Origin of the sequence: Streptomyces sp. NPDC020845 (genome assembly GCF_044334165.1) — a bacterium.
In the GTDB taxonomy this organism is placed as follows: Bacteria; Actinomycetota; Actinomycetes; order Streptomycetales; family Streptomycetaceae; genus Streptomyces.
The window spans coordinates 137,908-161,770 of sequence record NZ_JBIRSJ010000002.1 but is presented as its reverse complement, the minus strand read 5'-3'; the positions used below and the strand labels follow the sequence as shown (position 1 = coordinate 161,770).

The 23,863-nt window shown below is 70.8% G+C and carries 23 protein-coding genes and 1 pseudogene; 17 read left to right on the top strand and 7 right to left on the bottom strand.

From position 1 onward, the window contains the following. Window positions 1-4 precede the first annotated feature (4 nt). The 5 genes from sufU (at window position 5) to dapD (ending at window position 3,018) form a co-directional block, all read left to right on the top strand. Window positions 5-469 (top strand): Fe-S cluster assembly sulfur transfer protein SufU, encoded by a 465-nt coding sequence (gene sufU / locus ACH4U7_RS04660; RefSeq protein WP_089511309.1) that lies wholly within the window; start codon window positions 5-7, stop codon window positions 467-469. Next, window positions 466-804, top strand: a complete 339-nt coding sequence (locus ACH4U7_RS04655) for a metal-sulfur cluster assembly factor (protein WP_043487842.1) — start codon at window positions 466-468, stop codon at window positions 802-804. The genes sufU and ACH4U7_RS04655 overlap by 4 nt, the downstream gene beginning before the upstream one ends. Before the next feature lie 117 nt (window positions 805-921). Beyond that, window positions 922-1,242, top strand: coding sequence for a DMT family transporter (locus ACH4U7_RS04650; RefSeq protein ID WP_398526577.1), 321 nt, complete (start codon window positions 922-924; stop codon window positions 1,240-1,242). Then, window positions 1,242-1,817 carry a TetR/AcrR family transcriptional regulator gene (locus tag ACH4U7_RS04645; RefSeq protein ID WP_398526576.1) on the top strand — a complete coding sequence of 192 codons (576 nt, stop codon included), beginning with the start codon at window positions 1,242-1,244 and terminating at the stop codon, window positions 1,815-1,817. Before ACH4U7_RS04650 ends, ACH4U7_RS04645 begins: the two co-directional genes overlap by 1 nt. A 202-nt stretch (window positions 1,818-2,019) precedes the next feature. Then, complete coding sequence (dapD, locus tag ACH4U7_RS04640) at window positions 2,020-3,018, top strand: 2,3,4,5-tetrahydropyridine-2,6-dicarboxylate N-succinyltransferase (protein ID WP_398526575.1); 999 nt, start codon at window positions 2,020-2,022, stop codon at window positions 3,016-3,018. 27 nt (window positions 3,019-3,045) lie between these two features. On the opposite strand, the gene dapA is transcribed toward dapD, so the two are convergent. Together dapA and ACH4U7_RS04630 are read right to left on the bottom strand one after the other, a co-directional pair. After that, complete coding sequence (dapA, locus tag ACH4U7_RS04635) at window positions 3,046-3,939, bottom strand: 4-hydroxy-tetrahydrodipicolinate synthase (RefSeq protein WP_398526574.1); 894 nt, start codon at window positions 3,937-3,939, stop codon at window positions 3,046-3,048. A gap of 114 nt (window positions 3,940-4,053) precedes the next feature. Beyond that, complete coding sequence (locus ACH4U7_RS04630) at window positions 4,054-5,889, bottom strand: endonuclease/exonuclease/phosphatase family protein (RefSeq protein WP_398526573.1); 1,836 nt, start codon at window positions 5,887-5,889, stop codon at window positions 4,054-4,056. A gap of 420 nt (window positions 5,890-6,309) precedes the next feature. On the opposite strand from ACH4U7_RS04630, the gene ACH4U7_RS04625 reads away from it, so the two are divergent. After that, on the top strand, window positions 6,310-7,848 hold the full coding sequence (locus ACH4U7_RS04625) for a hypothetical protein (protein ID WP_398526572.1): 1,539 nt from the start codon (window positions 6,310-6,312) through the stop codon (window positions 7,846-7,848). Between the two features lie 167 nt (window positions 7,849-8,015). Next, window positions 8,016-9,470, top strand: coding sequence for an alkaline phosphatase PhoX (locus tag ACH4U7_RS04620; protein WP_398526571.1), 1,455 nt, complete (start codon window positions 8,016-8,018; stop codon window positions 9,468-9,470). Between the two features lie 214 nt (window positions 9,471-9,684). Here ACH4U7_RS04620 and ACH4U7_RS04615 read toward each other — a convergent pair whose 3' ends face one another. Together ACH4U7_RS04615 and ACH4U7_RS04610 are read right to left on the bottom strand one after the other, a co-directional pair. Then, the gene (locus ACH4U7_RS04615) at window positions 9,685-10,908 is read right to left on the bottom strand and encodes a TerD family protein (protein WP_398526991.1); all 1,224 of its coding nucleotides are present in this window, start codon (window positions 10,906-10,908) and stop codon (window positions 9,685-9,687) included. Window positions 10,909-11,014: 106 nt separating this feature from the next. Continuing rightward, complete coding sequence (locus ACH4U7_RS04610; RefSeq protein ID WP_398526570.1) at window positions 11,015-12,622, bottom strand: hypothetical protein; 1,608 nt, start codon at window positions 12,620-12,622, stop codon at window positions 11,015-11,017. A 132-nt stretch (window positions 12,623-12,754) separates the two neighbouring features. Between ACH4U7_RS04610 and ACH4U7_RS04605 the strand changes: the two genes are divergently transcribed. Together ACH4U7_RS04605 and ACH4U7_RS04600 are read left to right on the top strand one after the other, a co-directional pair. After that, window positions 12,755-13,867: a leucine-rich repeat domain-containing protein gene (locus tag ACH4U7_RS04605; protein ID WP_398526569.1), complete on the top strand. Its 1,113-nt coding sequence runs from the start codon at window positions 12,755-12,757 to the stop codon at window positions 13,865-13,867. A 75-nt stretch (window positions 13,868-13,942) separates the two neighbouring features. Further along, on the top strand, window positions 13,943-14,779 hold the full coding sequence (locus tag ACH4U7_RS04600) for a YwqG family protein (protein ID WP_398526568.1): 837 nt from the start codon (window positions 13,943-13,945) through the stop codon (window positions 14,777-14,779). 24 nt (window positions 14,780-14,803) lie between these two features. Here ACH4U7_RS04600 and ACH4U7_RS04595 read toward each other — a convergent pair whose 3' ends face one another. Continuing rightward, complete coding sequence (locus tag ACH4U7_RS04595; RefSeq protein ID WP_398526567.1) at window positions 14,804-15,835, bottom strand: aldo/keto reductase; 1,032 nt, start codon at window positions 15,833-15,835, stop codon at window positions 14,804-14,806. An 89-nt stretch (window positions 15,836-15,924) separates the two neighbouring features. Here ACH4U7_RS04595 and ACH4U7_RS04590 point away from each other — a divergent pair, with 89 nt between their 5' ends. From ACH4U7_RS04590 to ACH4U7_RS04565, 6 genes and pseudogenes are all read left to right on the top strand, one after another. After that, entirely contained in the window at window positions 15,925-16,830 is a 906-nt protein-coding gene (locus tag ACH4U7_RS04590) for an AraC family transcriptional regulator N-terminal domain-containing protein (RefSeq protein WP_398526566.1), read from the top strand. A 26-nt stretch (window positions 16,831-16,856) separates the two neighbouring features. Then, the gene (locus ACH4U7_RS04585; protein WP_398526565.1) at window positions 16,857-17,735 is read left to right on the top strand and encodes a hypothetical protein; all 879 of its coding nucleotides are present in this window, start codon (window positions 16,857-16,859) and stop codon (window positions 17,733-17,735) included. Between the two features lie 97 nt (window positions 17,736-17,832). Beyond that, window positions 17,833-18,033: a hypothetical protein gene (locus ACH4U7_RS04580; protein ID WP_014176981.1), complete on the top strand. Its 201-nt coding sequence runs from the start codon at window positions 17,833-17,835 to the stop codon at window positions 18,031-18,033. Between the two features lie 322 nt (window positions 18,034-18,355). Then, window positions 18,356-19,112 (top strand): annotated as a pseudogene (locus tag ACH4U7_RS04575) (IS110 family transposase); the annotation flags it as partial. A gap of 499 nt (window positions 19,113-19,611) precedes the next feature. Continuing rightward, a complete protein-coding gene (locus ACH4U7_RS04570; protein ID WP_398526990.1) occupies window positions 19,612-20,337 on the top strand; it encodes an ArsR/SmtB family transcription factor in 726 nt (241 codons plus the stop codon). Window positions 20,338-20,406: 69 nt separating this feature from the next. Further along, window positions 20,407-21,378, top strand: a complete 972-nt coding sequence (locus ACH4U7_RS04565) for a DMT family transporter (RefSeq protein ID WP_398526564.1) — start codon at window positions 20,407-20,409, stop codon at window positions 21,376-21,378. Window positions 21,379-21,455: 77 nt separating this feature from the next. Here the strand turns inward: ACH4U7_RS04565 and ACH4U7_RS04560 are convergent, their stop codons facing one another. Further along, on the bottom strand, window positions 21,456-21,875 hold the full coding sequence (locus tag ACH4U7_RS04560; RefSeq protein ID WP_398526563.1) for an ATP-binding protein: 420 nt from the start codon (window positions 21,873-21,875) through the stop codon (window positions 21,456-21,458). Window positions 21,876-22,045: 170 nt separating this feature from the next. On the opposite strand from ACH4U7_RS04560, the gene ACH4U7_RS04555 reads away from it, so the two are divergent. Both ACH4U7_RS04555 and ACH4U7_RS04550 read left to right on the top strand, forming a co-directional pair. Further along, on the top strand, window positions 22,046-22,855 hold the full coding sequence (locus ACH4U7_RS04555) for a Scr1 family TA system antitoxin-like transcriptional regulator (RefSeq protein WP_398526562.1): 810 nt from the start codon (window positions 22,046-22,048) through the stop codon (window positions 22,853-22,855). Next, window positions 22,852-23,043, top strand: a complete 192-nt coding sequence (locus ACH4U7_RS04550; RefSeq protein ID WP_398526561.1) for a DUF397 domain-containing protein — start codon at window positions 22,852-22,854, stop codon at window positions 23,041-23,043. Before ACH4U7_RS04555 ends, ACH4U7_RS04550 begins: the two co-directional genes overlap by 4 nt. Before the next feature lie 68 nt (window positions 23,044-23,111). Here the strand turns inward: ACH4U7_RS04550 and ACH4U7_RS04545 are convergent, their stop codons facing one another. Continuing rightward, the gene (locus tag ACH4U7_RS04545) at window positions 23,112-23,672 is read right to left on the bottom strand and encodes a hypothetical protein (protein WP_398526560.1); all 561 of its coding nucleotides are present in this window, start codon (window positions 23,670-23,672) and stop codon (window positions 23,112-23,114) included. Between the last annotated feature and the right edge of the window lie 191 nt (window positions 23,673-23,863).

Below are 23,863 nucleotides of genomic sequence, written 5' to 3'. Positions count from 1 at the left end.
CTGCGTGAAGCTTGATTCGATGTATCAGGACGTGATCCTCGACCACTACAAGCACCCGCACGGGCGGGGTCTGAGGGACGGGGACGCCGAGGTACACCACACCAATCCGACCTGCGGGGACGAGATCACCCTCCGGGTCCGTCTCGACGGCGAGACCATCGAGGATGTGAGCTACGACGGCCAGGGCTGTTCCATCAGCCAGGCCAGCGCTTCCGTGCTCAATGAGCTGCTGGTCGGCAAGGAGATCGGCGAGGCGCGCAGGATCCAGGAAACGTTTCTGGAGCTGATGCAGTCCAAGGGCAAGACCGAGCCGGACGACGCGATGGAGGAGGTGCTGGAGGACGCGGTCGCGTTCGCCGGCGTCTCCAAGTACCCGGCCCGGGTGAAGTGTGCCCTGCTGAGCTGGATGGCGTGGAAGGACGCGACCGCCCAGGCGCTGGGCGAGCGCGCCGAAGGGAAGATCGCATGAGTGACAACGTGGAAACGGCCGTCAAGCCGGCCGGCGAGGAAGAGGTCCGCGAGGCCCTGTACGACGTCGTGGACCCCGAGCTGGGCATCGACGTGGTCAACCTGGGTCTCGTCTACGGCATCCACATCGACGACGCCAATATCGCCACCCTCGATATGACGCTGACGTCCGCGGCCTGTCCGCTGACCGATGTCATCGAGGACCAGGCGAAGTCGGCCACCGAAGGCATCGTCAACGAGCTGCGCATCAACTGGGTCTGGATGCCGCCGTGGGGCCCCGACAAGATCACCGACGACGGCCGTGAGCAGCTTCGCGCCCTCGGCTTCAACGTCTGACGGCAGCAGCACGCCTGAACAGCCCCCGCGCCTCGGCGCGGGGGCTGTTCGCGTATTCCGGGTGTTTTCGGTGTCGGTTGCGTACGGCCGTACGCATCGTTGTGTACACTCGTACGCATGGGGTATCTGACGCTCGCCGGAGCGATTACCGCCGAGATCCTGGCCACCACCTCGATGAAGTACAGCGAAGGCTTCAGCAAGCTCTGGCCCTCGCTGGTCACCGTGGTCGGGTATGTGGCGGCCTTCGCGCTGCTCGCGCAGACCCTCAAGACGGTCTCGATGGGCACCGCGTACGCCATATGGGCCGGGGCCGGGACCGCCGTCATCGCGGCGATCGGCATGCTCTTCCTGGGGGAGGCCGCCACCGCGGCCAAGGTGGCCGGGGTGCTGCTGGTGATCGCCGGGGTGATCCTGCTCAACCTCGACGGGGCCCACTGATGGCCCGCCGCTACGACCCCGATCGGCGGCAGCGCATCATCGACGCCGCAGCCGCCGTGGTGCGCGAGCGCGGTATCGCGGGGCTCAGCCACCGGACCGTGGCCGCCGCGGCCGATGTGCCGCTGGGCTCGACGACGTACCACTTCGGCACCCTCGACGATCTGCTGATCGCGGCGCTCCGGCAGATCAACGCGGAGTGGCTGGCGGAGGTGGAGCGCTGGGCGGAGGGCGTCGATCCGGCCGCGCCGCCCGCCGACGAGCTGGCCCGGTGGCTGGAGGAGCAGTTCGCGGGCGACCGGGCGCGGTTGGAACTGGAGTATGAGCTGTACTTCGCCGCGCTGCGCCATGAGGGGCTGCGGCCGCTCGCCGCCGAGTGCCTGGACGAGATGGCCCGGATGCTGACGCGACTGGTGCCCGACGCCGCCGCGGCGCGCGCGGTGGTGGCTCTGATCGACGGGCTGACCTTGCAGGTGCTGCTGGCGGACCGCCCGTACGACCGGGAGGGCACCCGCGTGGTGCTGGCGCGGATCATGGCTGCGGACGGGGACGGCGGGCTGCCCGGGACCGCGCGCTGAGACCGCGGGACGCCGGTGGACCGGACGCCCGGGACCGCGGGCTGAGACCGCGGGACGCCGGTGGACCGGACGCCCGGGACCGCGCGCTGGGACCGGATGACAGTGGGGACCAGCCGCCCCGGATACCGGATGTCCGGCCGCCCGGGACCGCTCGCTGAGACCGGTTCGCCTCCCGGGCCCGGCTCCGGTTAGCGTTCTGACCATGACCGACGCAGCCATCACCACCAGCACCACCCACACCGGCGCAGCCGCCGCCGGTCTTGCCACCCTCGCCGAGGACGGCACCGTCCTCGACACCTGGTTCCCGGCTCCCGAGCTGGTCGCCGAGCCCGGCCCGGCCGGGACCGAGCGGCTGAGCGACGAGCGCGCCGCCGAGCTGCTGGGCGACACCGCCCGGGGGGCCCTCGGGCCGGACCCGCGCCGCGGGGTCGAGGTCGTGGCCGTCCGTACGGTCATCGGCTCCCTCGACGACAAGCCGCTCGACGCGCACGACGTGTATCTGCGGCTGCACCTGCTCAGCCACCGCCTGGTCAAGCCGCACGGCCTGAGCCTGGACGGCATGTTCGGCCTGCTGGCCAACGTGGCCTGGACCTCGCTCGGCCCCGTCCCCGTCGACCAGGTCGAGCGGGCCCGCCTCGCGGCCCGCGCTGAGGGGCTCCAGCTGTCGGTGACCAGCGTGGACAAGTTCCCGCGGATGACCGACTACGTGGTCCCCGCCGGGGTGCGCATCGGCGACGCCGACCGGGTCCGGCTCGGCGCCCATCTGGCCTCCGGGACCACCGTCATGCACGAGGGCTTCGTCAACTTCAACGCCGGGACGCTGGGCACCTCCATGGTCGAGGGCCGGATCAGCGCGGGCGTCGTGGTCGGAGACGGTTCGGACATCGGCGGCGGTGCGTCGATCATGGGCACGCTGTCGGGCGGCGGCAAGCAGACGATCTCCATCGGCGAGCGCTGCCTGCTGGGCGCCGAAGCGGGCATCGGCATCTCGCTCGGTGACGACTGCATCGTCGAGGCGGGCCTGTATGTGACCGCGGGGACCCGGGTCGCCCTGCCGGACGGCACGATCCACAAGGCGCTGGAGCTGTCCGGTGTCAACAACCTCCTCTTCCGCCGCAACTCCACCACCGGCGCGGTCGAGGCGCTGCCGCGCAGCGGCTCGTGGGGCGGCCTCAACGAGGCGCTGCACAGCCACAACTGAGCCACGCGTGGGGCGGGCGGCCCGGGGTCAGCGGCCGCCCGCCACCTCGCCGTATGCGGCCAGCAGTCCGTCGGTCAGCTCCTGGCCGGCGGGGAGCAGCGGGGCCCGGACCGTTCCCGCGGGCAGCCCGAGCGCGCCGAGCAGCGCCTTGGCGGTGGCCACCCCCGGCGTGCCGGCGGCCATCATCCGCTCGATGAGCGGGGTGAGTGCCAGATGGCGTCGGGCGGCCTCGCCCGGATCTCCCGCGTCGTATGCGTCGAGCACCGCGCGTACCTGCTGACCTGCGACGTTGGCCACGACGCTGACGTAGCCGGCGCCGCCGATGGCCCGCAGCGGCAGATTCAGCTCGTCGCAGCCGGAGAAGTAGGCCAGGTCGGTGGCCGCCATCACCTTCGCCGCCTTGAGCAGGTTGTACGCGCTGTCCTTGACGGCCGTGATGCGCGGATGTTCGGCGAGCCGCAGCAGGGTGTCGGCGGCGAGCTCGGTGCCGGTGCGGGCGGGGATGTCGTACAGCATCACGGGCAGCCCGACGGCGTCCGCGACCGTACGGAAGTGCTCCGCCACGGCGTCCTGCGGTGGGCGGCTGTAGTACGGGGTGACGACCAGCAGGCCATGCGCTCCGGCCTTTTCGGCCGAGCGGGCCAGCTCGACGGTGTGCCGGGTGTCGCTGGTACCCACCCCCGCGGTGATCCGGGCCCGGTCGCCGACGGCTTCCACGACGGCCCGCAGCAGCGCCTCCTTCTCGGCGTCGGAGGTGGTCGGGGACTCGCCGGTGGTGCCGCTGACCACGATTCCGTCGCAGCCGCCCTGGTCCACCAGATGGGTGGCCAGGCGCTGGGCGCCGTCGAGGTCGAGGGCGCCGCCCTCGGCGAACGGGGTGATCATGGCGGCGGCGGTACGGCCGAAGGGGCCCAGGGACATGTGTGAACGCTCCGTGCGGCAGGAGGACGGGACAGGGAGTTTTCCTGCGCTGGATTCTGGGCCTCTTCGGGGTACAGGTCTATTTAATTGTGCTGGTCCGACAGTTCAGTACTGCTACGGCTTCAATCGGACGATCTGCGGGTCGTGGTCGCTGGACTGGTCCGCGAACTCCGCGTTGATGTGCACGATGTCGTAGTCCGGGCGGCGCACGGCGTGGCTGGTCAGGATGTGGTCCAGCACCTGCGAATTGCCGTTGTAGACATAGCCGTAGCGCTCGTCCTTCGGCTCCCCGGTGACCAGGTCGGTGAGCACCCCGCCGTTGGTGAGATCGGCCAGCGCGGGCGAGAACTGGTAGTCGTTGAGGTCACCCGCGACGATGACCCGCGACAGCGGGTCCACGGCCAGCAGCTTCTTGACGAAGGCGTTGACCGCCTCGGCCTGCCCGGTGCGCTGGGTCTCCGAGCTGCGGGCCGGGGGCTGGAAGCGGCTGTCCAGACCCTGGTCACCGCCCTTGGAGTTGAAGTGGTTGGCGATCACGAAGACCGGGCGGCCCCGGAAGGAGAACTGCCCGACCAGCGGCTTGCGGCTGTCCTTCCAGACCGGGTTCTCGGGGTCGATACGGCCGGGGGAGGCCGACAGGCCCGCCTTGCCGCCGTCGTCCGTCACCCGCACCGCGGTGGTGGCGTCCCCGCCCGCGACATCGGTGAAGGAGACCCGCTCGGGGTTGAAGAGGAAGGCGACGCGGATGTTGCCGCCCGGCTGCCCGCCGTCCTGGTCGTCGGTCGGGTCGATCTGCCGCCACTCGTACGCGGGGCCGCCGGCGGCCTTGATCGCGTCGGTGAGCTTCTTGAGCGTGGCTCCGGCGCTGGTGACCGCGTCGTTCGTCGGGCCGTTGTCGTCCTGGACCTCCTCCAGGGCGACGATGTCGGGCGAGGCGAGGTTGTCCACGAGGCCCGAGGCGAGCCGGTCGAACTTCGCCTGCGCGGTCTTGGGGGACAGGTTCTCCACGTTGTACGTGGCGATGGACAGCTCGTCGGCCTTCTGCTTACGGGTGGTCTCCCGCGCCAGGTTTCCGTCCGCGAGCTCGCCGAGCGCGGTGGCCTGGATCTCGTAGCCGCCGAAGTTGTCGTAGTCCAGCGGCCCCGCGGTGGTGCCGGTCAGCCGGTCGCCGACATCGGCGACGGGGAAGGGGCGCTGGGCGAACGGGATGAGGGAGGCGACCTTGACCCGGCCGGCGTTCGGGTCACGGTAGGAGCTGTAGAGCGCGCCGCCGCGGGCGGTACGGGCGTGGCCGGGCTCGGCGGTCACCCACAGCTCGTCGTACTGGGTGGTCGCGCCCACGACCGGGGTGTCCTTGACCGAGACGCGCATGCCCTCCAGGGACTCATAGCGGTCCAGGGCGTAGGAGTTCGGGCGCAGCCGCAACCCTTCAATATTGCCGCTATTGCCGCCCGATGCGTCGGGGGCGTAGCGGTCGGGGACGGTGGAGGGGCCCAGCGCGTAGGCGGTGGGCAGCGCGTTGCCCGAGGACTCGACCGTCCAGGTCGCCTTGGTGAGCTCGGTGACCGACTGGAGCCCGGCGTCCGCACCGCCCGGGTAGTACTCGCTGACCGTGCCGGAGACCCGCACCGCGTCCCCGACGGCGACCGACGGGGTCGTCGAACCGGTGTAGACGAAGATCGCCTCGCTGGTGGCCCGGTCCCGGTCGGGGTGCGGGTCCTGGAACCAGAAGCCGCGCGAGGAGCCGAAGGCGCGGATCGCCGTGACCGTGCCGGAGACCTCGGACACCTGCTTGCCCGCGAACGGGGATATTCGGGTGCTGCCCTGGATGTCATGGATCCGGATCTCGCCGGCGGCCGCCGGCTGTGGGGCGGCGAGCAGCCCGGCCGCGAGTGCGGAGGCGACGACGGCGGTGACGGTGGCGGGACCGCGCAGGGCGCGTGGGGGCATGGTGGGGCCTCCGATGAGGGAGCGACGAGACGGTTACCAGGGGTCCAAGCGTCTACGCGCGTCAATGTCCTTCTTCACCAGGGCAGTTGTCAAGGGATGGCTGGTGTACGGGCGGGATCGGGGGTGTGAACCGGGGCACGGCGCGGGGGTGGGGCGTGCTCCGGCGCGGTGGGGTCGGCCGCTCATGTCGTATGCCGGGTCGATGGCCGAATTCGCAGGCTGACGTCCCCTTGACGGCACATCGGGACGAAACAGCCCCACCTTCCGTCTAGGCTGGGACCGGTCGCGCCCCTAGTGCCGCGGCCCCTCCCGAGCACGATCCATCCCAAGAGTTCCATCACGCGTTCAACCGTTTCAATCGTTCCAGCCGTTTCGTCCGCTCCATCCGCTCCATCCGCTCCCGAGGAGATGACTCCGCCGATGCCCGGAGACCGCCCCACCCTGCCGCCCGTGCGGCTTCGCTCCGAGGCCGAACTCGCCCGGGACGCGCTCAGCGCCCCCCTGCTGGCCCGCGCGGTACGGCTCGCCCGCTGGGCCGGGCCACAGCGGCCGGTCGCGGCGGGCGGCGTGCTCACCGAGCCCGATCTTCGGGCGGCGGCCGAGCACCTGGGCCTCGGCACCGACGAGGACGGGCCGGGGTACGCGGCGGAGGCCTGGCAGCTGGCCGTCGACACCGGGCTGATCGAGGTCCAGGAGCCCGCGCCGGCGGCCGAGGGAGCGCCCACGGCTGAGGGAGCGCCCACGGCTCAGGGGGACATCGACGAGGACGGAGCCACGGGGATCGCCACCCCCGGCGAGGAGCTGCGGCTGATCAGCGAGGGCAGCCCGCGGGACGTCCTGGACATCTGGCTCGGCGGCTTCGAGACCGTACTCGCCGACGCGGCGGCCCCTGACCTCGCCGAGATCGTCGACCAGATCGGCGACGACGGCGAGATCGATCTCGACGAGATCGACTGGAACCCCGAGGAGGAGGCCGAGTTCCTGGACGGGGTGCTGGGCAATCTGTATCTGCTGACCGCCCTGGACGAGGAGGACGCCGGCCGCGCCGTGCCGCTCCCCGCGCTCGCCGCCGCCATGATCGTCCCCGAGGACATGGAGGAGCCCACCGACGACATCCTCGAGGAGATCTCCGAGGCGATGGTCCGCCTCGACGACCAGTTCCGGATGCTGGAGCCGACCGGCCTGGTCGAGTACCAGCCCGTGGACGAGGCGCTGATCGAGGAGGTCGACGGCGAGGGCCGCTTCCCCGAGACCGCCGGATCGCCCCTGGGCTCCGACCCCCTCGGCCCCGACGAGGACGACGTCTCCCGCTACGGCATGGTCAGGCTCACCCCGCTCGGCGTCTTCGGCGTGCGCAACCGCATGCTGGACGCCGGTATCGACGCCCCGGTCGTCGGCGACCTGGCCGACAAGGGCGCGGAGGTCCTGCTGGACGCCCTGCCCGGACACCCGGAGACCGCCGCGCGCGCCGAGGCCGAGCAGTGGCTGGCCCGCCGTACGCCCGACGCGGCTGCCCGCGAGCTGCTGGCCGCCGCGCGCGGCGACGACACGAGCGCGCCGCTGCGCCGTCTGGCCTGCCAGCAGACGCTCTCGCTGGTCGGGGACGCGGCCGAGCCCGCGCTGCGCGAGGTGCTGGACGACCGGCACCTGGGCGGCCTGGCCCGGGTATGGCTGGCCGAACACGCGATGCCCGACGTCCCGGAGCCGTCCGAGGAGATGGTGTTCTGGCTGACGGTGGACACCATCGCGGCCCAGCTCGCCGCCGAAGGCGACTCCGCCGAGCTGCGGGAGCTGGTGCGCGGCCTCGTCGAGCAGTCCGGGAGCTTCTTCGACTCGGCGTGGCGGGTGGACCACCCGGCGACCGCCGAGGTGCTGGAGGCGATGGGGCGGCTGCATCCGGACAAGAAGACCGCCAAGGAAGCGCGGAAGGCGGCCTTCAAGGCGCGCTCACGCGCCTGACGCTCCACCGGTCACGCGCCTGACGCTCCTGCGGGAGCCTGGCGCTGGTTCGGCCTGCCCGTGTCAATCGAACCGTCGATGTCGCGTCCAGTTCAACTGTTGTTCGGCCAGGGACGGGAGCGTAGGCGCGCAGTCGGTGGACAGATCTGGCCATTCAGGAGATGAAGATGCCGCTCACCCGCAGAGACTTCGCGAAGAGTTCCGCGTATACCGGTGTCGCCCTCGTCGGCAGCGCCGGGGTGCTCGCCACCGCCCCCGGCGCGCTCGCCGCGGAGCCGTCCGAGGACCTGACCACCACCGACGCGGCCGAGCGGGGCGGTGCCCGGTTCGGCTACGGCCCGCTCGTCGCGGACCCCAAGGGCCTCCTCGCGCTCCCCGCCGGATTCAGCTACCGGGTCATCACCCGCACCGGCCAGACCAAGCTGGAGTCCGGTGAGTCCACCCCTTCCAACCACGACGGCACCGCCACCTTCGAGGGCACCCGCGGTGCCACGCTGCTCGTCAACAACCACGAGCTGAAGGGCCCGCGGGCCGACTGGCCGCACCCCGTGCCGCTGACCGAGGGCCTGGTCTACGACCCGGCGGCCTCCGGTGGCTGCACCGTCGTCGAGGTCTCCAAGCACGGCGACCATGTCACCGAGTGGGTCGGCATCGCGGGCACCTCCACCAACTGCGCGGGCGGATCCACCCCGTGGGGCACCTGGCTGACCTGCGAGGAGACCGAGGACAAGGCCGGCAAGAACGGCATGACCAAGGACCACGGCTATGTCTTCGAGGTGGACCCGCACGACCGCCGGGCCAACCGCGACCCCAAGCCGATCAAGGCGCTGGGGCGCTACGCCCACGAGGCCGTCGTCGTCGACTCCAAGCGCGGCCACCTCTACCTGACCGAGGACGCCTCCGGCCCGAACGGCCTCTTCTACCGCTGGGTCCCGCCGCGCGGCTTCGAGCACGGGCGCGGCAAGCTGCGCACCCTCGCCGATGACGCGGGTGTGCTGCAGGCCCCCAAGTGCTTCGACTCCGGCGGCAACTTCGTCGACGACCTGTCGCGCGCGACCAAGACCGGCACGGTCTACGGCGTGGACTGGGTGGACGTGCCCGACCGCGACGCGAAGTCGGTCCCGGTGCGCAAGCAGTTCGACGTCGGCCAGGTCACCCGGGCCCGCAAGCTGGAGGGCATGTGGTGGGGCGACGGTGGCGCGTACATCGTCTCCTCGTACGCCCGTGAGGAGAGCCCGGTCGCGCACGACGGCCAGGTCTGGTTCTACGACCCGAAGCGGCGCACCCTGACCCTGAAGGTGCTGCTCGGCGTCAACCCCGACCCGTCCAAGGACGGCGCCTTCGACGGCCCCGACAACATCACCGTCTCGCCGTACGGCGGTCTGGTCATCGCCGAGGACGGCGAGGGCGTCCAGCACCTCTTCGGCGCCACGGACGACGGCCGTACGTACCCGATCGCGCGCAACGAACTCAACATCGCCACCGCCGAGGAGCCGGAGTACAGCGAGTTCACGGGCGTCTGCTTCTCGCCCGACGGCCGCACCCTCTACGCCAACATCCAGACTCCCGGCATCATGCTGGCCATCACCGGCCCCTGGCGCCGCCAGCGCCCCCGCGGCTGATCACCCCTCAGCTCCGGGTCGCCCCCGCGCATCTGGCGGGGGCGGCCCGTATTTTCTGCGACACCGCTGCGACACCTCTGCCCTCTCCGCTCGTTGTACGGGCTACGGGACGGCCCGGGCCGGAGCGCCGACCTTCCTCCCTCTTCGGCGGTCCGGCCTGGGCCCCCGGTGCCGGGCCCGTCCTGGCTCAGCGGGCTCAGTCGTCTCGGTCGGCTCAGAGCGCCTTGCCGGCGGGCTTGACCATCCCGCGGACCGTACGGGAGTCCACGTACTCGCCCATCGCGGTCATCTCCCACTCGCCCGAGAACTGCTTGATGAACTTGGCCATCATCACGCCCGTACGCGGCTCGGAGTGGGTCAGGTCGAAGCGGACCAGCTCCTCGCCCGTGCCCGCGTCCAGCAGGCGGCAGTAGGCCTTCGCGACATCGGTGAACTTCTGGCCGGAGAAGGAGTTGACCGTGAAGACCAGGCCGGTGACCTCCGGCGGCAGCCCGCCGAGGTGGACCGTGATGGTTTCGTCGTCGCCACCGCCCTCACCGGTGAGGTTGTCGCCGGAGTGCTGGATCGCGCCGTTGAGAATCGAGAGCTTGCCGAAGAAGCAGGCGTCGATCTTCTTGCGGTCCACGCCGAAGGCGATCACGGACGCGTCGAGGTCGATGTCCTTGCTGCGGTAGGCGGGCTCCCAGCCCAGGCCCATCTTCACCGAACTCTGCAGCGGTCGGCCGCCCTTGACCAGCGACACCGTCTGGTTCTTCTGGAGATTGACGCGGCCCTTGTCGAGGTTGATCTTCCCGGCGCCGGGCGCCGCGGCCGCGGCTGCCGGGGCGGCGGCCGGGGGAGCGGGCGGCGGGGCGGCGGGCATCGGCGGAGGCTGGAAACCGGCGGGCGGACCGGCGGGCGGCGGCGCCTGGACGGCCGCGGGGGCGGGGGCCGCGGGCGCGGCGGGCTCCTCCACCGTCACACCGAAGTCGGTGGCGATGCCCGCCAGCCCGTTCGCATAGCCCTGCCCGACCGCGCGTACCTTCCACGCGCCATTGCGCCGGTACACCTCGACGACCACGAGCGCGGTCTCGGCGCCCAGCTGGGGCGGGGTGAATGTCGCGATCACGGCGCCGTCGTCCGCGCCGCGCACGGTGGCCGTCGGCTCGGTGCCCGAGAACGTCGCCCCGGGCGCGTCCAGGCTCGCGGTCACCACGATCTTCTCGATGTCGCCCGGCACGGCGGCGGTGTCGACGGTGATCGTGTCACCCGCCCCACCCGCCCCGGCGCGGTGGGTCACGCCGGGCCCGGCGGGCTGGTTGTAGAAGACGAAGTCGTCGTCGGAGCGCACTTTGCCGTTGGCGGTGAGGAGCAGGCCCGACACGTCCAGCCGCACCGGGGCGGTGACATCCACTGCCACGCGCGCGACGGACAGGGGGAGATTCGAGCCGGGAGTCATAGCGGTCATGCCCGGGGTAACGAACGTGCCCGCTTTACGGTTCCTTGACTTACGGTTCCTTGACCCGCCTCTCGTTCCCAAAGAGGGGAGGCCCGCGGCGATCACCTCACTCGTCCACCGCGTCCCGCACGATCCGGGCCCGGTCCCCCGCTTCTTCCTCGGGCCATGACGCGACAAGATCGCGAAGCAGCTCCCGGTGCTGATCGATCAGGTGGCTGTAGGTGAGGCCGATGGCCCCCTCCACCTGGATCGACAAGTCGACAGAGCGGGCGGCGCGCACCAGCACGGCGGTGATCCGCGGCTCGTTCAGGCCGAAGAGCGCGTTGACCGCGTCGGTGCGCAGCTCCATGTCCGCCGTGCCGTCGAAGATCAGCTCCTCGAGCGAGTCGACGACCTGCTCGTCCGGCGCTTCCCACCGTTCGAGGCACCAGCTCGCGGCGGCCACGGCACACTCGCGGACCACGGCCGGAGCGGTGTCCGACCGCAGCGCGGCCACGATCGTCGCCGCATCCTCGGGTTCGCCCAGTTCCTTCAGGATGTTCAGCGCGCTCGCGTGGCTCGCGCCCAACCCCGTCTCCGGGCTCAGCGCGGCCGGGGACGGCGGCTGCCGCAGGACCGCGCGAGCGACCCTGAGCACGTCCGGGGCGTGCTCGGCGTCGTCGAGGCCGAAGCGGGTGATCCCCTCGGCGAGGTGGAAGTGGTCGAGCGCGATCCCCACCGCCACCGGCGACTCGCTCTGCAGCAAGGTGCGCAGCGCCGACCGGTGCGCGGCCTCCTCGGTGGGGGACCGCAGCTCGCGATGCGCGGCGCGCAGCTCCGCGCCCGGCGGTTCGGCCCCTTCCCAGTGCAGGCTGTGCGGGCCTTCGGCGAGCGCGTCGCGGACCTCATCCGCCGCGGTGGACCGCTGGTCGGCCGACCAGTTCCGAACCAGGCGTTCCAGCAGGGGGCGGTGTGCGTAGAAGCGCGTCCCCGCCGCCAGCGCCGCGGCGGCCTCCTGCCGGACCCGCCACTCGGCGTCATCGGTCGCACGGACAAGGGACTCGGTCGCCTCCGCTCCCGGGGTTTCGCGCAGCGCGGCTACGGCCGCGACACGATCACGGCATGCCTCCACCCGGGCGATCAGCGCGACGAGCCGTGGATCGGGAGCCCAGCCGCCCTCCTGCTCGACTTCTTCCTCCGCGTCTCCCTCCTCCGCGTCTCCCCGCTCCTCTTCTTCCTCGGCCTCTTCCTCCTCGTTCTCTTCCTCCTCGTCCACGAGGAGGTGCGCGGCATCGAGGGCGTGGTACCGCAGGTCCCCGTCCGGCATCCGTGCCAGGACCTCGGCGATCGCGTCCGCGTCCCCGTGCTCCAGGCCACCGCGCACCAGGGCGGCCAGCGCGCTCGCGTGGTTGGCGCCCTCCTTGGCGATCGCGTCCCCGGGCCTCGGCGGCTGCGCGAGCAGCCGACGGGCGACCGCGAACACCTCCTCCGCATGCGGCTCCAGCGGGTTGCCTCCCACATACCGGCTCGTCATCTCCGCACGGTCGTAGTAGTCCAGCGCGATGCCGCAGGCGACCGTGTCGCCGCTGCGCAGCAGCGTCAGAAAGCCCTGCTCGAACGCCTCCGGGGTGGTCGGATCATTCGTCGCCGCAAACGCGTCCCGCAGCTGTTCGTCGCGGAACTCGCGCTTCCAATACCACGATTGGAACTCCAGCAGAAAGACGGTGAGATACATCCCGGGAGTAGACCATTCGCGCCGCCGCGCATGCCACCGCCGCCCTGGATCCGGCCCCCGGGTGGCGCCCCGCGGTTCGGCGCGGCAGAATTCGATCTTCCCGTCACAGCGGCCCGTTCCGAGGGATCACTCATGTCCGAGTACGACGAACCGTTCGAGATGGACGACGACGATGATTCGTTCGCCCTGGAGGACGCGGAGGAACTCATCGCCCAGGTCATCGACGACGGCGATACGTCCCTGGAGCTCGGTCATCTGTCGCTGCCCGTCGTCCCCGCCTCGCTGGCCGAGGCCACCGCGCTGACCCGACTCGACCTCAGCGACGGCACGTTCACCGAGGTGCCCGACTTCCTGGGCGGCCTCACGGGGCTCACCCACCTCTCCCTCAGCGACAACCGGCTGGAGGAACTACCGGCATCGCTGGGCAACCTCAGCGCGCTCACCGAGTTTGTGCTGAACGGAAACTGGCTCGCGGAGATACCCATATGGGTGCGGCAGCTGACCGAACTCACCGACCTCGCCCTTCGTGACAACAGGCTCACCGAGCTCCCCGAGTTCCTGGGCGGCCTGAAAAAGCTCGCCAGCCTCGATGTCGGCAGCAATCGCATCTCCACCGTGCCGAGCTCATTGGGCGATCTCGCCGCCCTCAGCGAGCTCGATCTGTCCGGCAACCAGCTCGTCGAGATCCCCCGGACACTCGGGAACCTGACCGCCCTCACCGAACTCAACCTGGACTTCAACCGCCTCGCCGAACTGCCCGCATCGCTCGGGGAGCTGGCCAACCTCACCCATCTCCTGCTGGGCAGCAACCGGCTCACCCGGCTGCCCGCGGAGCTGAGCAGGCTCACCGCCCTGCGATGGCTGAACCTGGATCGCAACGAGCTGACCGAGCTGCCCCCATGGATCGGCGGTTTCACCGGGCTGACCGGCATCAACCTCGGCTTCAACCGGCTCACGGCGCTGCCCGAAACGCTGGGCGGCCTCACCGCGCTGACGAGTCTCAGCCTCCGCGGCAACCGGCTCACCGAACTTCCGGCGTCGATGGCCGGCCTCACCGCGCTCACCAGCCTTGACCTGGGCGACAACGAACTCACCGACCTGCCCGCATGGGTGGCCGACCTCCCGGCCCTCACCTCGCTCCGGCTGGACGGCAACAGGTTCAGCCACGCGCCGAGGTGGCTGGCGGACCACCAACGCCTCGTCGTTCACCTCGGCGAAGGCCGTGTCCTGCGCAACGACCCATGATGTGCCGCGGGCGCAGCGCCCCCGTACGTCGGCCCGTACGTCCGACTGTCGGACCCGCCCGCCATCATGACCCGTATGACCACCGCACCTGACCCGCTGCACACCCTGGCCCACACCCATCTGCCGCCCGACCTCGCCGACCGCTGGATCGCGCTGCTGCGCCCGGCCGCCCATCTGCGGAAGGCCGGGCCCGCCGATCCGGTCGTCGGCCGGCTCGGCGGACTGCCCCGGCTGCCCGAGGGCGTGGACTGGCCGGTGTGGGAGGGGCATGGGCCGCTGCCGTTCGTGGCGGAGGTCGACTGCGCGGCGCTGCCCGGGGAGCAGTTGGACATACCGCTGCCCGCGGACGGCCGGCTCGCCTTCTTCTACTACGGCGACGACGAGGACGTCGACGCGCTGGTCGACACCGCCGACCCGGACACCTGGGCCGGTGCCCGCGTCCTCCACCTCCCGCCCGAGTCCGCCACCGCACCCGAGCGGCCTGCGCCGGCGGGCCTCACCCCGTTTCCGGAGGTGCCGCTGACCGTCCGTACGGGCCCGAGCGCGCCCGACTTCCGCTCGGTCGCGCTGACCGCCGCGTTCGGTGAGGACGAGCTTCCGGAAGCGTTCGAGAGAGCGGTGTGGAGTCACCAAAGCGGTGCCGCGCATCAGATCGGCGGCCATGCCCAGTCCATCCAGACCGCCGTGGAGATCGTGGTGGCCCATGGCGCGCTGGGCGGCGGCGACCTGTCGTGGGAGGACCCTCGGATCGAGAAGGAGGCGGAGGGCTGGGTGCTGCTCGCGCAGCTCGACTCCGACGAGGACTTGGACATGATGTGGGGCGACGGCGGCGCGCTCTACTGGCTGATCCGCCCCGACGACCTGGCCGCGGGCCGCTTCGAGAGGGCCATGTTCACCTGGCAGTGCTGCTGACCTCTGCGGCCCCTGGGCCTGATGTCACCAGTTCGGCATCATTCCCTTGGGATAGCGGGAACCGGCCGCGCCGCGCGGCAGGATCTCCCGGATGCGGGCCAGGTCCTGGGGCGTGAGGGTGACGTGTGCGGCGGCCACGTTCTCCGCCAGGCGGTGCGGGCTGCGGGTGCCCGGGATCGGCACGATGTCCTCGCCCTGGGCCAGCAGCCAGGCCAGCGCCAGCTGGGTGACCGCGATGCCCTTGGCGTCGGCGAGGGCGGTGAGCTCCCGGACGGCGGCCAGGTTCTTCTCGTAGTTGCCGGGCTGCCAGCGCTCGTCCCAGCTGCGCATGTCGTCCGCCGGATACTCGGCGGCGGGCTTCACCGCGCTGGTGAGGAAGCCGCGGCCCAGCGGCGAGTACGGCACGAAGCCGATGCCCAGCTCGCGTACCACCGGCAGCACCTCGACCTCCACGGCCCGCTCGAACACCGAGTACTCGGTCTGCAGCACCGACACCGGGTGCACGGCGTGGGCGCGCCGGATGATGTCGGGGCCCGCCTCGCTCAGCCCGAAGTAGCGCACCTTGCCTTCGGCGATCAGTTCGCCGACCGTGCCGGCCACGTCCTCGATGGGTACGTTCGGGTCGACACGGTGCTGGTACAGCACATCGATACGGTCGGTGTCGAGGTAGCGCAGGCTGTTCTCGGTGACCTCGCGGATGTGCTCCGGGTGGCTGTCCAGGGCCCCGACCTTGCTGGGATCGGTCAGGTCGAAGCCGAACTTGGTGGCGATGACGACCTCGTCGCGGAAGCCCTTCACGGCCCGGCCGAGCAGCTGCTCATTGCTGCCGGTGCCCATTCCGTACAGCTCGGCGGTGTCGAAGAGGGTGACGCCGAGTTCATGGGCGCGATGGATGGTGGCGATCCCGCCCTGCTCGTCCCCGGCCCCGTACGCCATCGTCATGCCCATGGTGCCCAGGCCGATCGCCCCGACTTCCAGGCCCTGGGTGCCGAGCCTCCGGCGCGGGAGTTCGGTGGGGCCGGTGGGGTTCGTGGGGTTGGTGTTGCGCTCTGTCATGCCGTCCACGTTAGGAACGCGGCTGCGGAGCGTCATGGGCCACAGCTCGCATAGGATTGCCTGATCCTCTCACGTAAAGGGTGTGTCCCATGCTCGACGAGCTCGCCGCGGCCATCGACCGGCACGGGCGGGGGATGTGGACCGAGACCGCGGTGCCCCGGCTCCTGCTGGTCGCGCTCGACGAGCCCATGGACCCCGTCGATGTGCAGTACGAGCCGATGATCTGCTTCATCGCCGGCGGCGCCAAGCGCTCCGTCGTCGGAGACCGCAGCCAGGTCGTTCCGCCCGGGGAAATGCTTCTGAACACGCTCGACCTGCCCGTCACCGCCGTCTTCGAGAAGGTGCCGTACCGGTCCGCGATCATGCGGCTCGACGGTGCGGTGCTCGCCGAACTGCTGCTGGAGCTCGACGGGGCCGGGCTGGGGGCGGCGGGGCCGCGTGCGGCCGGGCCGGGAGCGCCCTCGCCGGCGGCCGTCGGCGGGCAGATCACCGCGCCGATGGCCCCGGAACTCATCGACGCGCTCACCCGCTGGGTCCGGCTCCTCGAAACCCCCGACGACATCCGCCCCCTGGCCGCCCGTATCGAGAGCGAGATCCTTTACAGGCTGCTGCGCAGCCCGCTCGGCCCCGTCCTGCGCCAGTGGTCACTGACCGACTCCGCCGCGTCCCGGGTGCGCGCGACGGCCGCATGGATCTTCGCCCACTACACCGAACCGCTCAGCATCGACGAGATCGCCGCCGTGGCCCATATGAGCCCCGCCACCCTGCACCGGCACTTCAAAGCCGCTACCGGCATGAGCCCGCTCAAGTTCCAGAAACACCTGCGGCTGCGGGAGGCGCGGCGGCGCCTGGTCGCGGGCAACACGACGGCGGCCCAGGCCGCCGAGGCGGTCGGGTACGTCAGCGCGACCCAGTTCAACCGCGAATACCGCAGCGTCTACGGACTGCCCCCCGGCCAGGACGCGGCCCGGCTGCGCGCCTCGGTACAGTCCTAGCCCCCCACCGCGTTGAAGGAAGATGCATGGACCTGCCGCCGGTACCCGCCAGTGTCACCAGCGTGATCATCTCCGGAAAGCTGCCGTCGGAATTCACCGCATTCTTCACCCCTGCCGGAGAGCTGACCGACGAGACGTACTGGTCCGATGTCGCGTCAGCCGTGGAGGCGTACCTGGCGACCGCAGGCGTGGACGAGAACGTACGAGGTGCCCTGGCGCTCGCCGGAGCGTACGGCTGGCTGGACTCCCAGGAGGACGCCACGGACCCCGACCAGATGGACGAGGACAGCGACCGGGCCATCGCACTGCTACGGGAAGCCGAAGCCCACGGCATCGACGACGACGAGACCGATGAGCTGTGGCGATATGCCGAACACATAGGGAGCCGCGCAGCCGAGCTCAGCGACTACCTCGCGGAAATGGACGCCTATGTGGCCAAGCACGGGGCGACCCCGCAGGGGCGGCTGGATGCGAAGTTGGGGCAGGCGCACGAGCTCTACTCCGCCGGCGAGCGGGCCGCTGCGATCGTGTTGTTCCGCGAGGTCGCCGAAATCGATCCCTGGGGCGGTGAGTTCAGCGGCTGTTTCGACCGCTTCGACATCGGCTGGTGCCGTCTGCTGCACGACGCGGCCCATGTCGAGGGCCCGGAGGCGGCGCGGAAGATATGGCAGGAAGCCAGGAAGCATCACCGGGCGGCGAGGTTTCCCGTCACGATGCACGCCTGGCCGTTGGTGGAGATGCTGTTGGGCACGGGGGTGCCGGACATCATCGAGGTGATCATCCACGAGTGGCTGGACGCCGCGATAGAGGGCGGGAGGGGGGAGGAGCCGGTGACTGAGGATGAGCACCGTGTCTATGAGCTTGCCCTGGCCGAACTCGAAGGGTCTTCCTCAAGGGGCTACTAGGTCCTGTCTGATCGCGCATATCGCGTCCGGGAGGGGTCCCGGTGGTGCGCGCGCATGATGTGCCGACAGTCACCGAGGTGGAACAAGGAGATCCGCGATGACGCCCGTACAAGTCGATTGGCTGTCCGTGCTGCTCGGTCCCATCGTCCTCGTCGGGCTGGCGCTTGCCTTCTTCGCCGCGCGTTCGGCGTCCAAGAGGGGCGAGCCGATGCCCGGCTGGGGGAAGGCCGTTCAGGGGGTGGCGATCGCCCTCGCGATGTTCGTGGCCGTCGCCAATATGACCTGGGGCGGTTCGTAAGAACGCGCGAGGGAAGGGGGCGGCCGATCGGCGCCCCGATTCCTTGGCCCGGCGGGTTGCTGAGCTCAAAGCAGGCTCCGCTGCGCTCCGCCGCAGCTGCTGCCGCGCGGTGGCGAGCCGGTCAGCCCAGCGGTGCGCTGGACCGCAGGCGCGCGAGCGCGACGAACGGGCCGGCGACCGCTGGACGGCATGGTCCGGACGCCGCGTGCGGGTATCGTCTCGCGCCTTCGGCGCAAAGCGGCCAGCAGCGGGAAGGGGAGGGGGTGCTGAAGGCATCGTCGCCGTCCAGCCCAATGGGCCCTCACCGGGCGACGGGTGACGGGTGACGGAGCGGCGGGGTCGCCCGGAGCGGTGGACGCCGGTCCGGTTTGGGCCCCTCCCCCGAGGCAAGAGTGCCCACCACGGGCACGGGCTGACCCCGGCCGGGAAGAGGGTCTTCGACAAGCAGCTGCCCAACAGCGAGCCGAAGCTGCGGGCCGTGATCGGCAAGCTCGCGGCGGAGTTCGGAACCGTCCTGGTGATCGTGGACCAGTCCGCCTCCATCGGCGCCCTCCCGCTCACGGTCGCCCGGGACGCGGGCTGCAAGGTCGCCTACCTGTCGGGCCTGGCGATGTGGCGGATCGCCGACCTGTACCCGGGCGAGGCCAAGACCGACGCGAAGGACGCCGCGGTGATCGCGGACGCCGCCCGTACCCTGCCCCACGCACTGCGCTCGCTGGAACTGAGCGACGAGATCACCGCCGAACTGACCGTGCTCGTCGGCTTCGACCAGGACCTCGCGGCCGAGGCCATCCGCACCTCCAAACCGGATACGCGGCCTGCTCACCCAGTTCCACCCCAGCCTGGAACGCGTCCTGGGCCCACGCCTGGACCGCCAGGCCGTCACCTGGCTGCTGGAATGCTACGGCTCCCCGGCAGGCTTGCGGAAAGCCGGCCGCCGCAGGCTCGTGGAGGTGATCCGGCCCAAAGCCCCGCGCATGGCCCAGCGGCTGATCGACGAGGTCTTCACCGCGCTGGACGAGCAGACCGTCGTGGTGCCCGGGACCGGCACCCTCGATGTCGTGATCCCCTCCCTGGCCAGCTTCACGTGGCACCGGGTGATCAGCTCCACGCCTGAACGGCAGAGTCCGTGGAGAGCCCGGTACTCGGAGACCTCTAAAAAAGTGCTTGCTCTGCATCAAGTACTGCATCAAGCGATTATTTAAGAGGGGGTTGGGGGGAGAGCCGACTGACTGGTTTGGCCACCGCGCGGCAGCAGCTGTGGCGGAGCGCAGCGGAGCCTGTCCTGAGCTCAGCCATCCACTGGGCCGAGGAAGCGGGACAACGGGCCAGCCGCCACCTTCCCTCCTCCTGCTGGCGCTTTGGACCCGGAGGGTCCGAGACGAAACCCGCACCCGCGTGAGCCGAATGCCGCGAGACGGCGCACAGGCGCAGGCGAAGCGCACCCGCAGCGCAGCGAAGCCCACCCGCAGCACAGCGAAGCGCACCCACTCGCAACGCGCAGCGCAGCGTCGGCGGCGCCAAGCGGCACCTGACTGCGGGGCAAAGGTTCGGCATGCGCCGAAGTGTTGCGGCATGATGGGGGGCGTGACCGATTCCCCTCCGCCCGCCGCACGCCTCGCCGCCCTCGCCGGCGCCATGGCCGACGAGACCCGGGCCGCGATCTGCATGGCGCTACTCGAAGGACGCACGTGGAGCGCCGGTGAACTGGCCCGGATCACCGGGGTCACGCCCTCCACCGCGAGCGGCCATCTGACCCGCCTGCTGGACGCCGGGATCTGCGCGACCGAACGGCAGGGCCGCCACACCTACGTACGGATAGCCGACGCGGAAACCGCGCGCCTCGTCGACTCCCTCGCCTCACACGCCATCCCCGGCCGCGACGCGCCGTACACGGTGCCGGTCGTCGCCGCATCCGACCCGCTGGCCCGCGCGCGGACCTGCTACGACCACCTCGCGGGGCGGCTCGGCATGGCAGTCACCGACGCCATGGCCGAGCGCGGACTGCTGCTCACGGAGTGGGTGTTCGAGCTGACCGACGAGGGGTGGGAGTGGTGCGCCCGCGCGGGCGTCGATCTGGAGTCGGAGTACCGGGGCCGCCGGCCGATCGCGAGCTCATGCCTGGACTGGACCGAGCGCCGCCGCCATCTGGGCGGGGTGGCCGGTGCGCGGCTGTGCGCCTTGGCGCTGCGCGTGGAGTGGGTGGCGCGGATGGGCGAGGGCGGGCGGGCGCTTCGGGTGACCGACGCGGGGGAGCAGGCCTTCGGTGAACTCCTGGGGCTCACGCCTGACGCCTGGCAGTGATCCCGGAGCAACTTTTCGCAGTCGAATATTTCGGTGGACACCAAAATGTTGAGACCCTAGGCTGCGCGCATGAGTTCCCGCCTCGCCTCGCCCGGCGTCCTCACGGCCGGCGCCGCCACCTTCTCCGTACTCGCCTGGGCATCCGCCTTCGTCTCCATCCGCAGCGCGGGGGCCGCGTACTCCCCGGGCGCGCTCGCACTCGGCCGGTTGCTGGCCGCCTCGCTGGTGCTGTTCGCCCTGGTGGCGATACGGCGCGAAGGGCTGCCGCCCCGCGGCGCCTGGCGCGGCATCCTCGTGTCGGGGGTGGTCTGGTTCGGCGGCTACATGGTCGCCCTGAACTGGGGCGAGCGCCTGGTCGACGCCGGTACGGCGGCCCTCCTCGTCAACGTCGGGCCGATCCTGATGGCCTTCCTCGCGGCCCGGCTGCTCGGCGAGGCGCTGCCGCCACGGCTGCTCGCCGGAATGGCGGTGTCCTTCGGCGGGGCGGTGGTGGTCGGCCTGTCGACCTCGTCCGGCCACGAGGGCGGCACCTCGGTGCTCGGCGTGGTGCTGTGCCTCCTCGCGGCCATGGCGTACGCGACCGGCGTGGTCGCCCAGAAGCCCGCGCTCGGGTACGGGACTCCGCTCCAGATCACGGCGTACGGCTGCCTGGTCGGCACGGTGGCCTGCCTCCCCTTCGCCGGTCAACTGGCCACCGAACTCCCGGATGCCCCGACCTCCGCGACGCTGAACATGCTCTACCTCGGCGTGGTGCCCACCGCCCTCGCCTTCACCACCTGGACCTACGCCCTCGCCCGCATGCCCGCCAGCCGCCTGGGCGCCACGACCTACGCCGTCCCGGCCATCGTGGTCCTGCTGAGCTGGGCATTCCTCGACGAGGTCCCCGCGTGGCTGACCCTCCTCGGCGGCGCGCTGTGCCTGACCGGCGTGGCCGTCTCCCGCTCCCGCCCCCGCGCACCCCGCGCGTCCGCACCTGCCTCTGCCCCCGCCGCGCGGCCCGCCGAGTCCGGGCCCGAGCCCGCCCCGGCCGACGCGCAGTGACTTTGCGGTGGATATGAGACAGCGACACGCCATGGCGTCGGCGTGTCGTCGTCTCATATCCACCGCAAACCCAGGTGTCAGCAGGAGTCCGACGGTTTGGCGTCGATCGAGATCTCGGCCCAGACCGTTTTCCCGGGCGCGCCGCCCCGGCGGGGCCCGACGGCCCAGCGCTCCGCCAGTTGCGAGACGAGGTAGAGGCCGCGGCCCGTTTCCGCGTCCGGTGCCGCCGTGGTGAGGGTGGGGCGCTTCTCGGCGCGGGTGTCGGATACCTCGATCCGGATCACGGCGTCGGGGCTGGCGGGCGGCGCGGTCAGGCGCACGTGGAAGTCGCGCCCGGGGACGCGGCCGTGGCGCACGGCGTTGGTGACCAGCTCGCTCGCGATGAGCGTCGCGGTCTCGTTGGGGCCGGAATCGTACGGGTAGCCCCACGCGGCGAGCCGGTGCGATACGAGCCGCCGAGCGAGGCGCGCACCGCGCGGAGTCGAGGTGAAGCGCATGGCGAACTCGCCTGGTGCTGGAGGGAACTGTTCCGGGCTTGTCCCTCGTGAGGGGGCATTTTCGGTCGTCATGGGGCCAGCCTTGTGGGCCTGCGCCTAGCCTGGCCAGGAAGCGCGCGTGTACGGACGGTGCCTGTACGAACACGCGAAGTGTGCCGGGAGGGTGCGACATGGCAGGTACAGAGCGGTCCGCGTTCCTGAGGGGCTTCGGCAAGCAGCTGAAGCTGTTCCGGGAACGGGCCGGGCTCACCAGAGCGGAATTGGGCTCGCTGATCGGGTACAGCGTGGACCAGGTGGCGTCGGTCGAGTGCGGGCGGCGTATCCCCAAGCCGGAGCTCGTCGACAAGGCCGACGAGGTGCTGGACGCGGGTGGCGTGCTGGCGGCGATGAAGGAGGAGCTTGCGCAGGCGCGGTATCCGGCGTTCTTCCGCGACGCGGCGCGGTTGGAGGCGGTGGCGGCTGAGGTGCAGGCGTACGACACCCACGTGATCAAGGGGCTGCTGCAGACAGAAGACTACGCGCGAGCCGTCTTCAGGATGGACCGACCTCCGCTGGATGAAGAGACCGTCGAGCAGCGGGTAGTCGCGCGAATGGAGCGTCAGGCCATTTTCGGGGCGCGGCCCGCGCCCCTCTTGGGCTTCGTCATCGAGGAGTCCGTCCTGCGGCGGCCGCTTGGCGGGGTGCAGGTACTTCGTGGGCAGTTGGAGCAGTTGCTTCTTGTCGGAGAGAAGCGCAACGTGGAGATCCAGGTAATGCCTCTCAGCCGGGAGGACAACGCCGGAGTCGACGGCCCGTTCACTTTGATGACCCCCAGGGGAGGCGAGCAGGTCGCGTATCTCGAGGGTCAGGGGTGCAGCACCCTGATCACTGGCCGAGATGAGGTTCATGCCATCGCGGCGCGGCATGGGATCATCCGGGCCCAGGCTCTCACACCACGGGAGTCGTCCATCTTCATCGAGAAGTTGCTGGGGGAACTATGAGCACGGACATACGCGAGTTGGTGTGGTTCAAGAGCAGCTACAGCGGTGCACAGGGCGGCGATTGCGTCGAAGTTGCCACCCGCCCCGACACCGTCCACATCCGGGACAGCAAGAACACCACCGGCCCGATCCTGACCGTCACCCCCGACGCGTGGACCCAGTTCGTAGGGTTCGCCGCACACTGCTGAAACCCCGTACGCCACGGGCCCCGCACCCGCGGGGCCCGCGACGACGGGTTCCGAAGGTGCTGTCCGGCTCATTTGCAGGACTTGACCATTCCCATATTGGTGATCTTGGCCAGCGGAATCACAGCCAGTTCATGGCTTCCGGGACTCTTGAGCCTGAGGTATCCGCCATCCGCCGACCGCAGTGTTCCGCAACTGGACCGCCCCTGGTGACTCACCTTCAGGTACGTAGGCTTCTGCCCTTTGGCGTCGGCGGCGGGGGCCCACCAGGTGACCACGATGCCGGCGAGCAGGAGGGCCAGCGCGACCGCAACGAGGTGTTGCGCGCGCCGGACACGGGTTGCGGCCGCGTTGGCCAGGGCGACCCGGTACGCCGCGACGGAACTGTATGCGCGATGAATGTCAGCCAGCGTGGTCGCTCTGGGCCGAGTACCGGCCTGAGCCGCGAGGGCCTGCCACAGCCCGAGGATCGCGGTGAGCAGCCCCCCGCCGATGAGCAGGGTGACAGCCATCCGCCATCCTGTGGACAAGACACTTGTCGTATCGCGCCCCTTGATCACGATGCCCGTGGTGACCAGGGTGACGAAGGCTGAAAGCCCGTTTCTCCAGGTCTCGGCGCTGGTGCGGACCACGTCCAGGGACGTGGCCGACATGGCGGCAAAGGCGTCCCGCTCGGCGAGGTCGGAGGCGGATGGGCTGCTTGTCGGCCGCCTGGGCCGGTACGCGGTCATGTCTGTCCCTGATGAGCGGCTGGGTCGCTTTCGGCTTCCATCTCCACCCGGAAGCTGACTCCGCAACCCGGCGAGCCCTCAGGTGCGTTGGG

Bases quoted from the DNA above. Each gene is read 5' to 3' on its own strand.
- ACH4U7_RS04655 (WP_043487842.1), top strand. From the start codon at position 466: ATGAGTGACAACGTGGAAACGGCCGTCAAGCCGGCCGGCGAGGAAGAG.
- ACH4U7_RS04650 (WP_398526577.1), top strand. From the start codon at position 922: ATGGGGTATCTGACGCTCGCCGGAGCGATTACCGCCGAGATCCTGGCC.
- ACH4U7_RS04645 (WP_398526576.1), top strand. From the start codon at position 1,242: ATGGCCCGCCGCTACGACCCCGATCGGCGGCAGCGCATCATCGACGCC.
- dapD (WP_398526575.1), top strand. From the start codon at position 2,020: ATGACCGACGCAGCCATCACCACCAGCACCACCCACACCGGCGCAGCC.
- dapA (WP_398526574.1), bottom strand. From the start codon at position 3,939: ATGTCCCTGGGCCCCTTCGGCCGTACCGCCGCCGCCATGATCACCCCG.
- ACH4U7_RS04630 (WP_398526573.1), bottom strand. From the start codon at position 5,889: ATGCCCCCACGCGCCCTGCGCGGTCCCGCCACCGTCACCGCCGTCGTC.
- ACH4U7_RS04625 (WP_398526572.1), top strand. From the start codon at position 6,310: ATGCCCGGAGACCGCCCCACCCTGCCGCCCGTGCGGCTTCGCTCCGAG.
- ACH4U7_RS04620 (WP_398526571.1), top strand. From the start codon at position 8,016: ATGCCGCTCACCCGCAGAGACTTCGCGAAGAGTTCCGCGTATACCGGT.
- ACH4U7_RS04615 (WP_398526991.1), bottom strand. From the start codon at position 10,908: ATGACTCCCGGCTCGAATCTCCCCCTGTCCGTCGCGCGCGTGGCAGTG.
- ACH4U7_RS04610 (WP_398526570.1), bottom strand. From the start codon at position 12,622: ATGTATCTCACCGTCTTTCTGCTGGAGTTCCAATCGTGGTATTGGAAG.
- ACH4U7_RS04605 (WP_398526569.1), top strand. From the start codon at position 12,755: ATGTCCGAGTACGACGAACCGTTCGAGATGGACGACGACGATGATTCG.
- ACH4U7_RS04600 (WP_398526568.1), top strand. From the start codon at position 13,943: ATGACCACCGCACCTGACCCGCTGCACACCCTGGCCCACACCCATCTG.
- ACH4U7_RS04595 (WP_398526567.1), bottom strand. From the start codon at position 15,835: ATGACAGAGCGCAACACCAACCCCACGAACCCCACCGGCCCCACCGAA.
- ACH4U7_RS04590 (WP_398526566.1), top strand. From the start codon at position 15,925: ATGCTCGACGAGCTCGCCGCGGCCATCGACCGGCACGGGCGGGGGATG.
- ACH4U7_RS04585 (WP_398526565.1), top strand. From the start codon at position 16,857: ATGGACCTGCCGCCGGTACCCGCCAGTGTCACCAGCGTGATCATCTCC.
- ACH4U7_RS04580 (WP_014176981.1), top strand. From the start codon at position 17,833: ATGACGCCCGTACAAGTCGATTGGCTGTCCGTGCTGCTCGGTCCCATC.
- ACH4U7_RS04570 (WP_398526990.1), top strand. From the start codon at position 19,612: ATGGGGGGCGTGACCGATTCCCCTCCGCCCGCCGCACGCCTCGCCGCC.
- ACH4U7_RS04565 (WP_398526564.1), top strand. From the start codon at position 20,407: ATGAGTTCCCGCCTCGCCTCGCCCGGCGTCCTCACGGCCGGCGCCGCC.
- ACH4U7_RS04560 (WP_398526563.1), bottom strand. From the start codon at position 21,875: ATGCGCTTCACCTCGACTCCGCGCGGTGCGCGCCTCGCTCGGCGGCTC.
- ACH4U7_RS04555 (WP_398526562.1), top strand. From the start codon at position 22,046: ATGGCAGGTACAGAGCGGTCCGCGTTCCTGAGGGGCTTCGGCAAGCAG.
- ACH4U7_RS04550 (WP_398526561.1), top strand. From the start codon at position 22,852: ATGAGCACGGACATACGCGAGTTGGTGTGGTTCAAGAGCAGCTACAGC.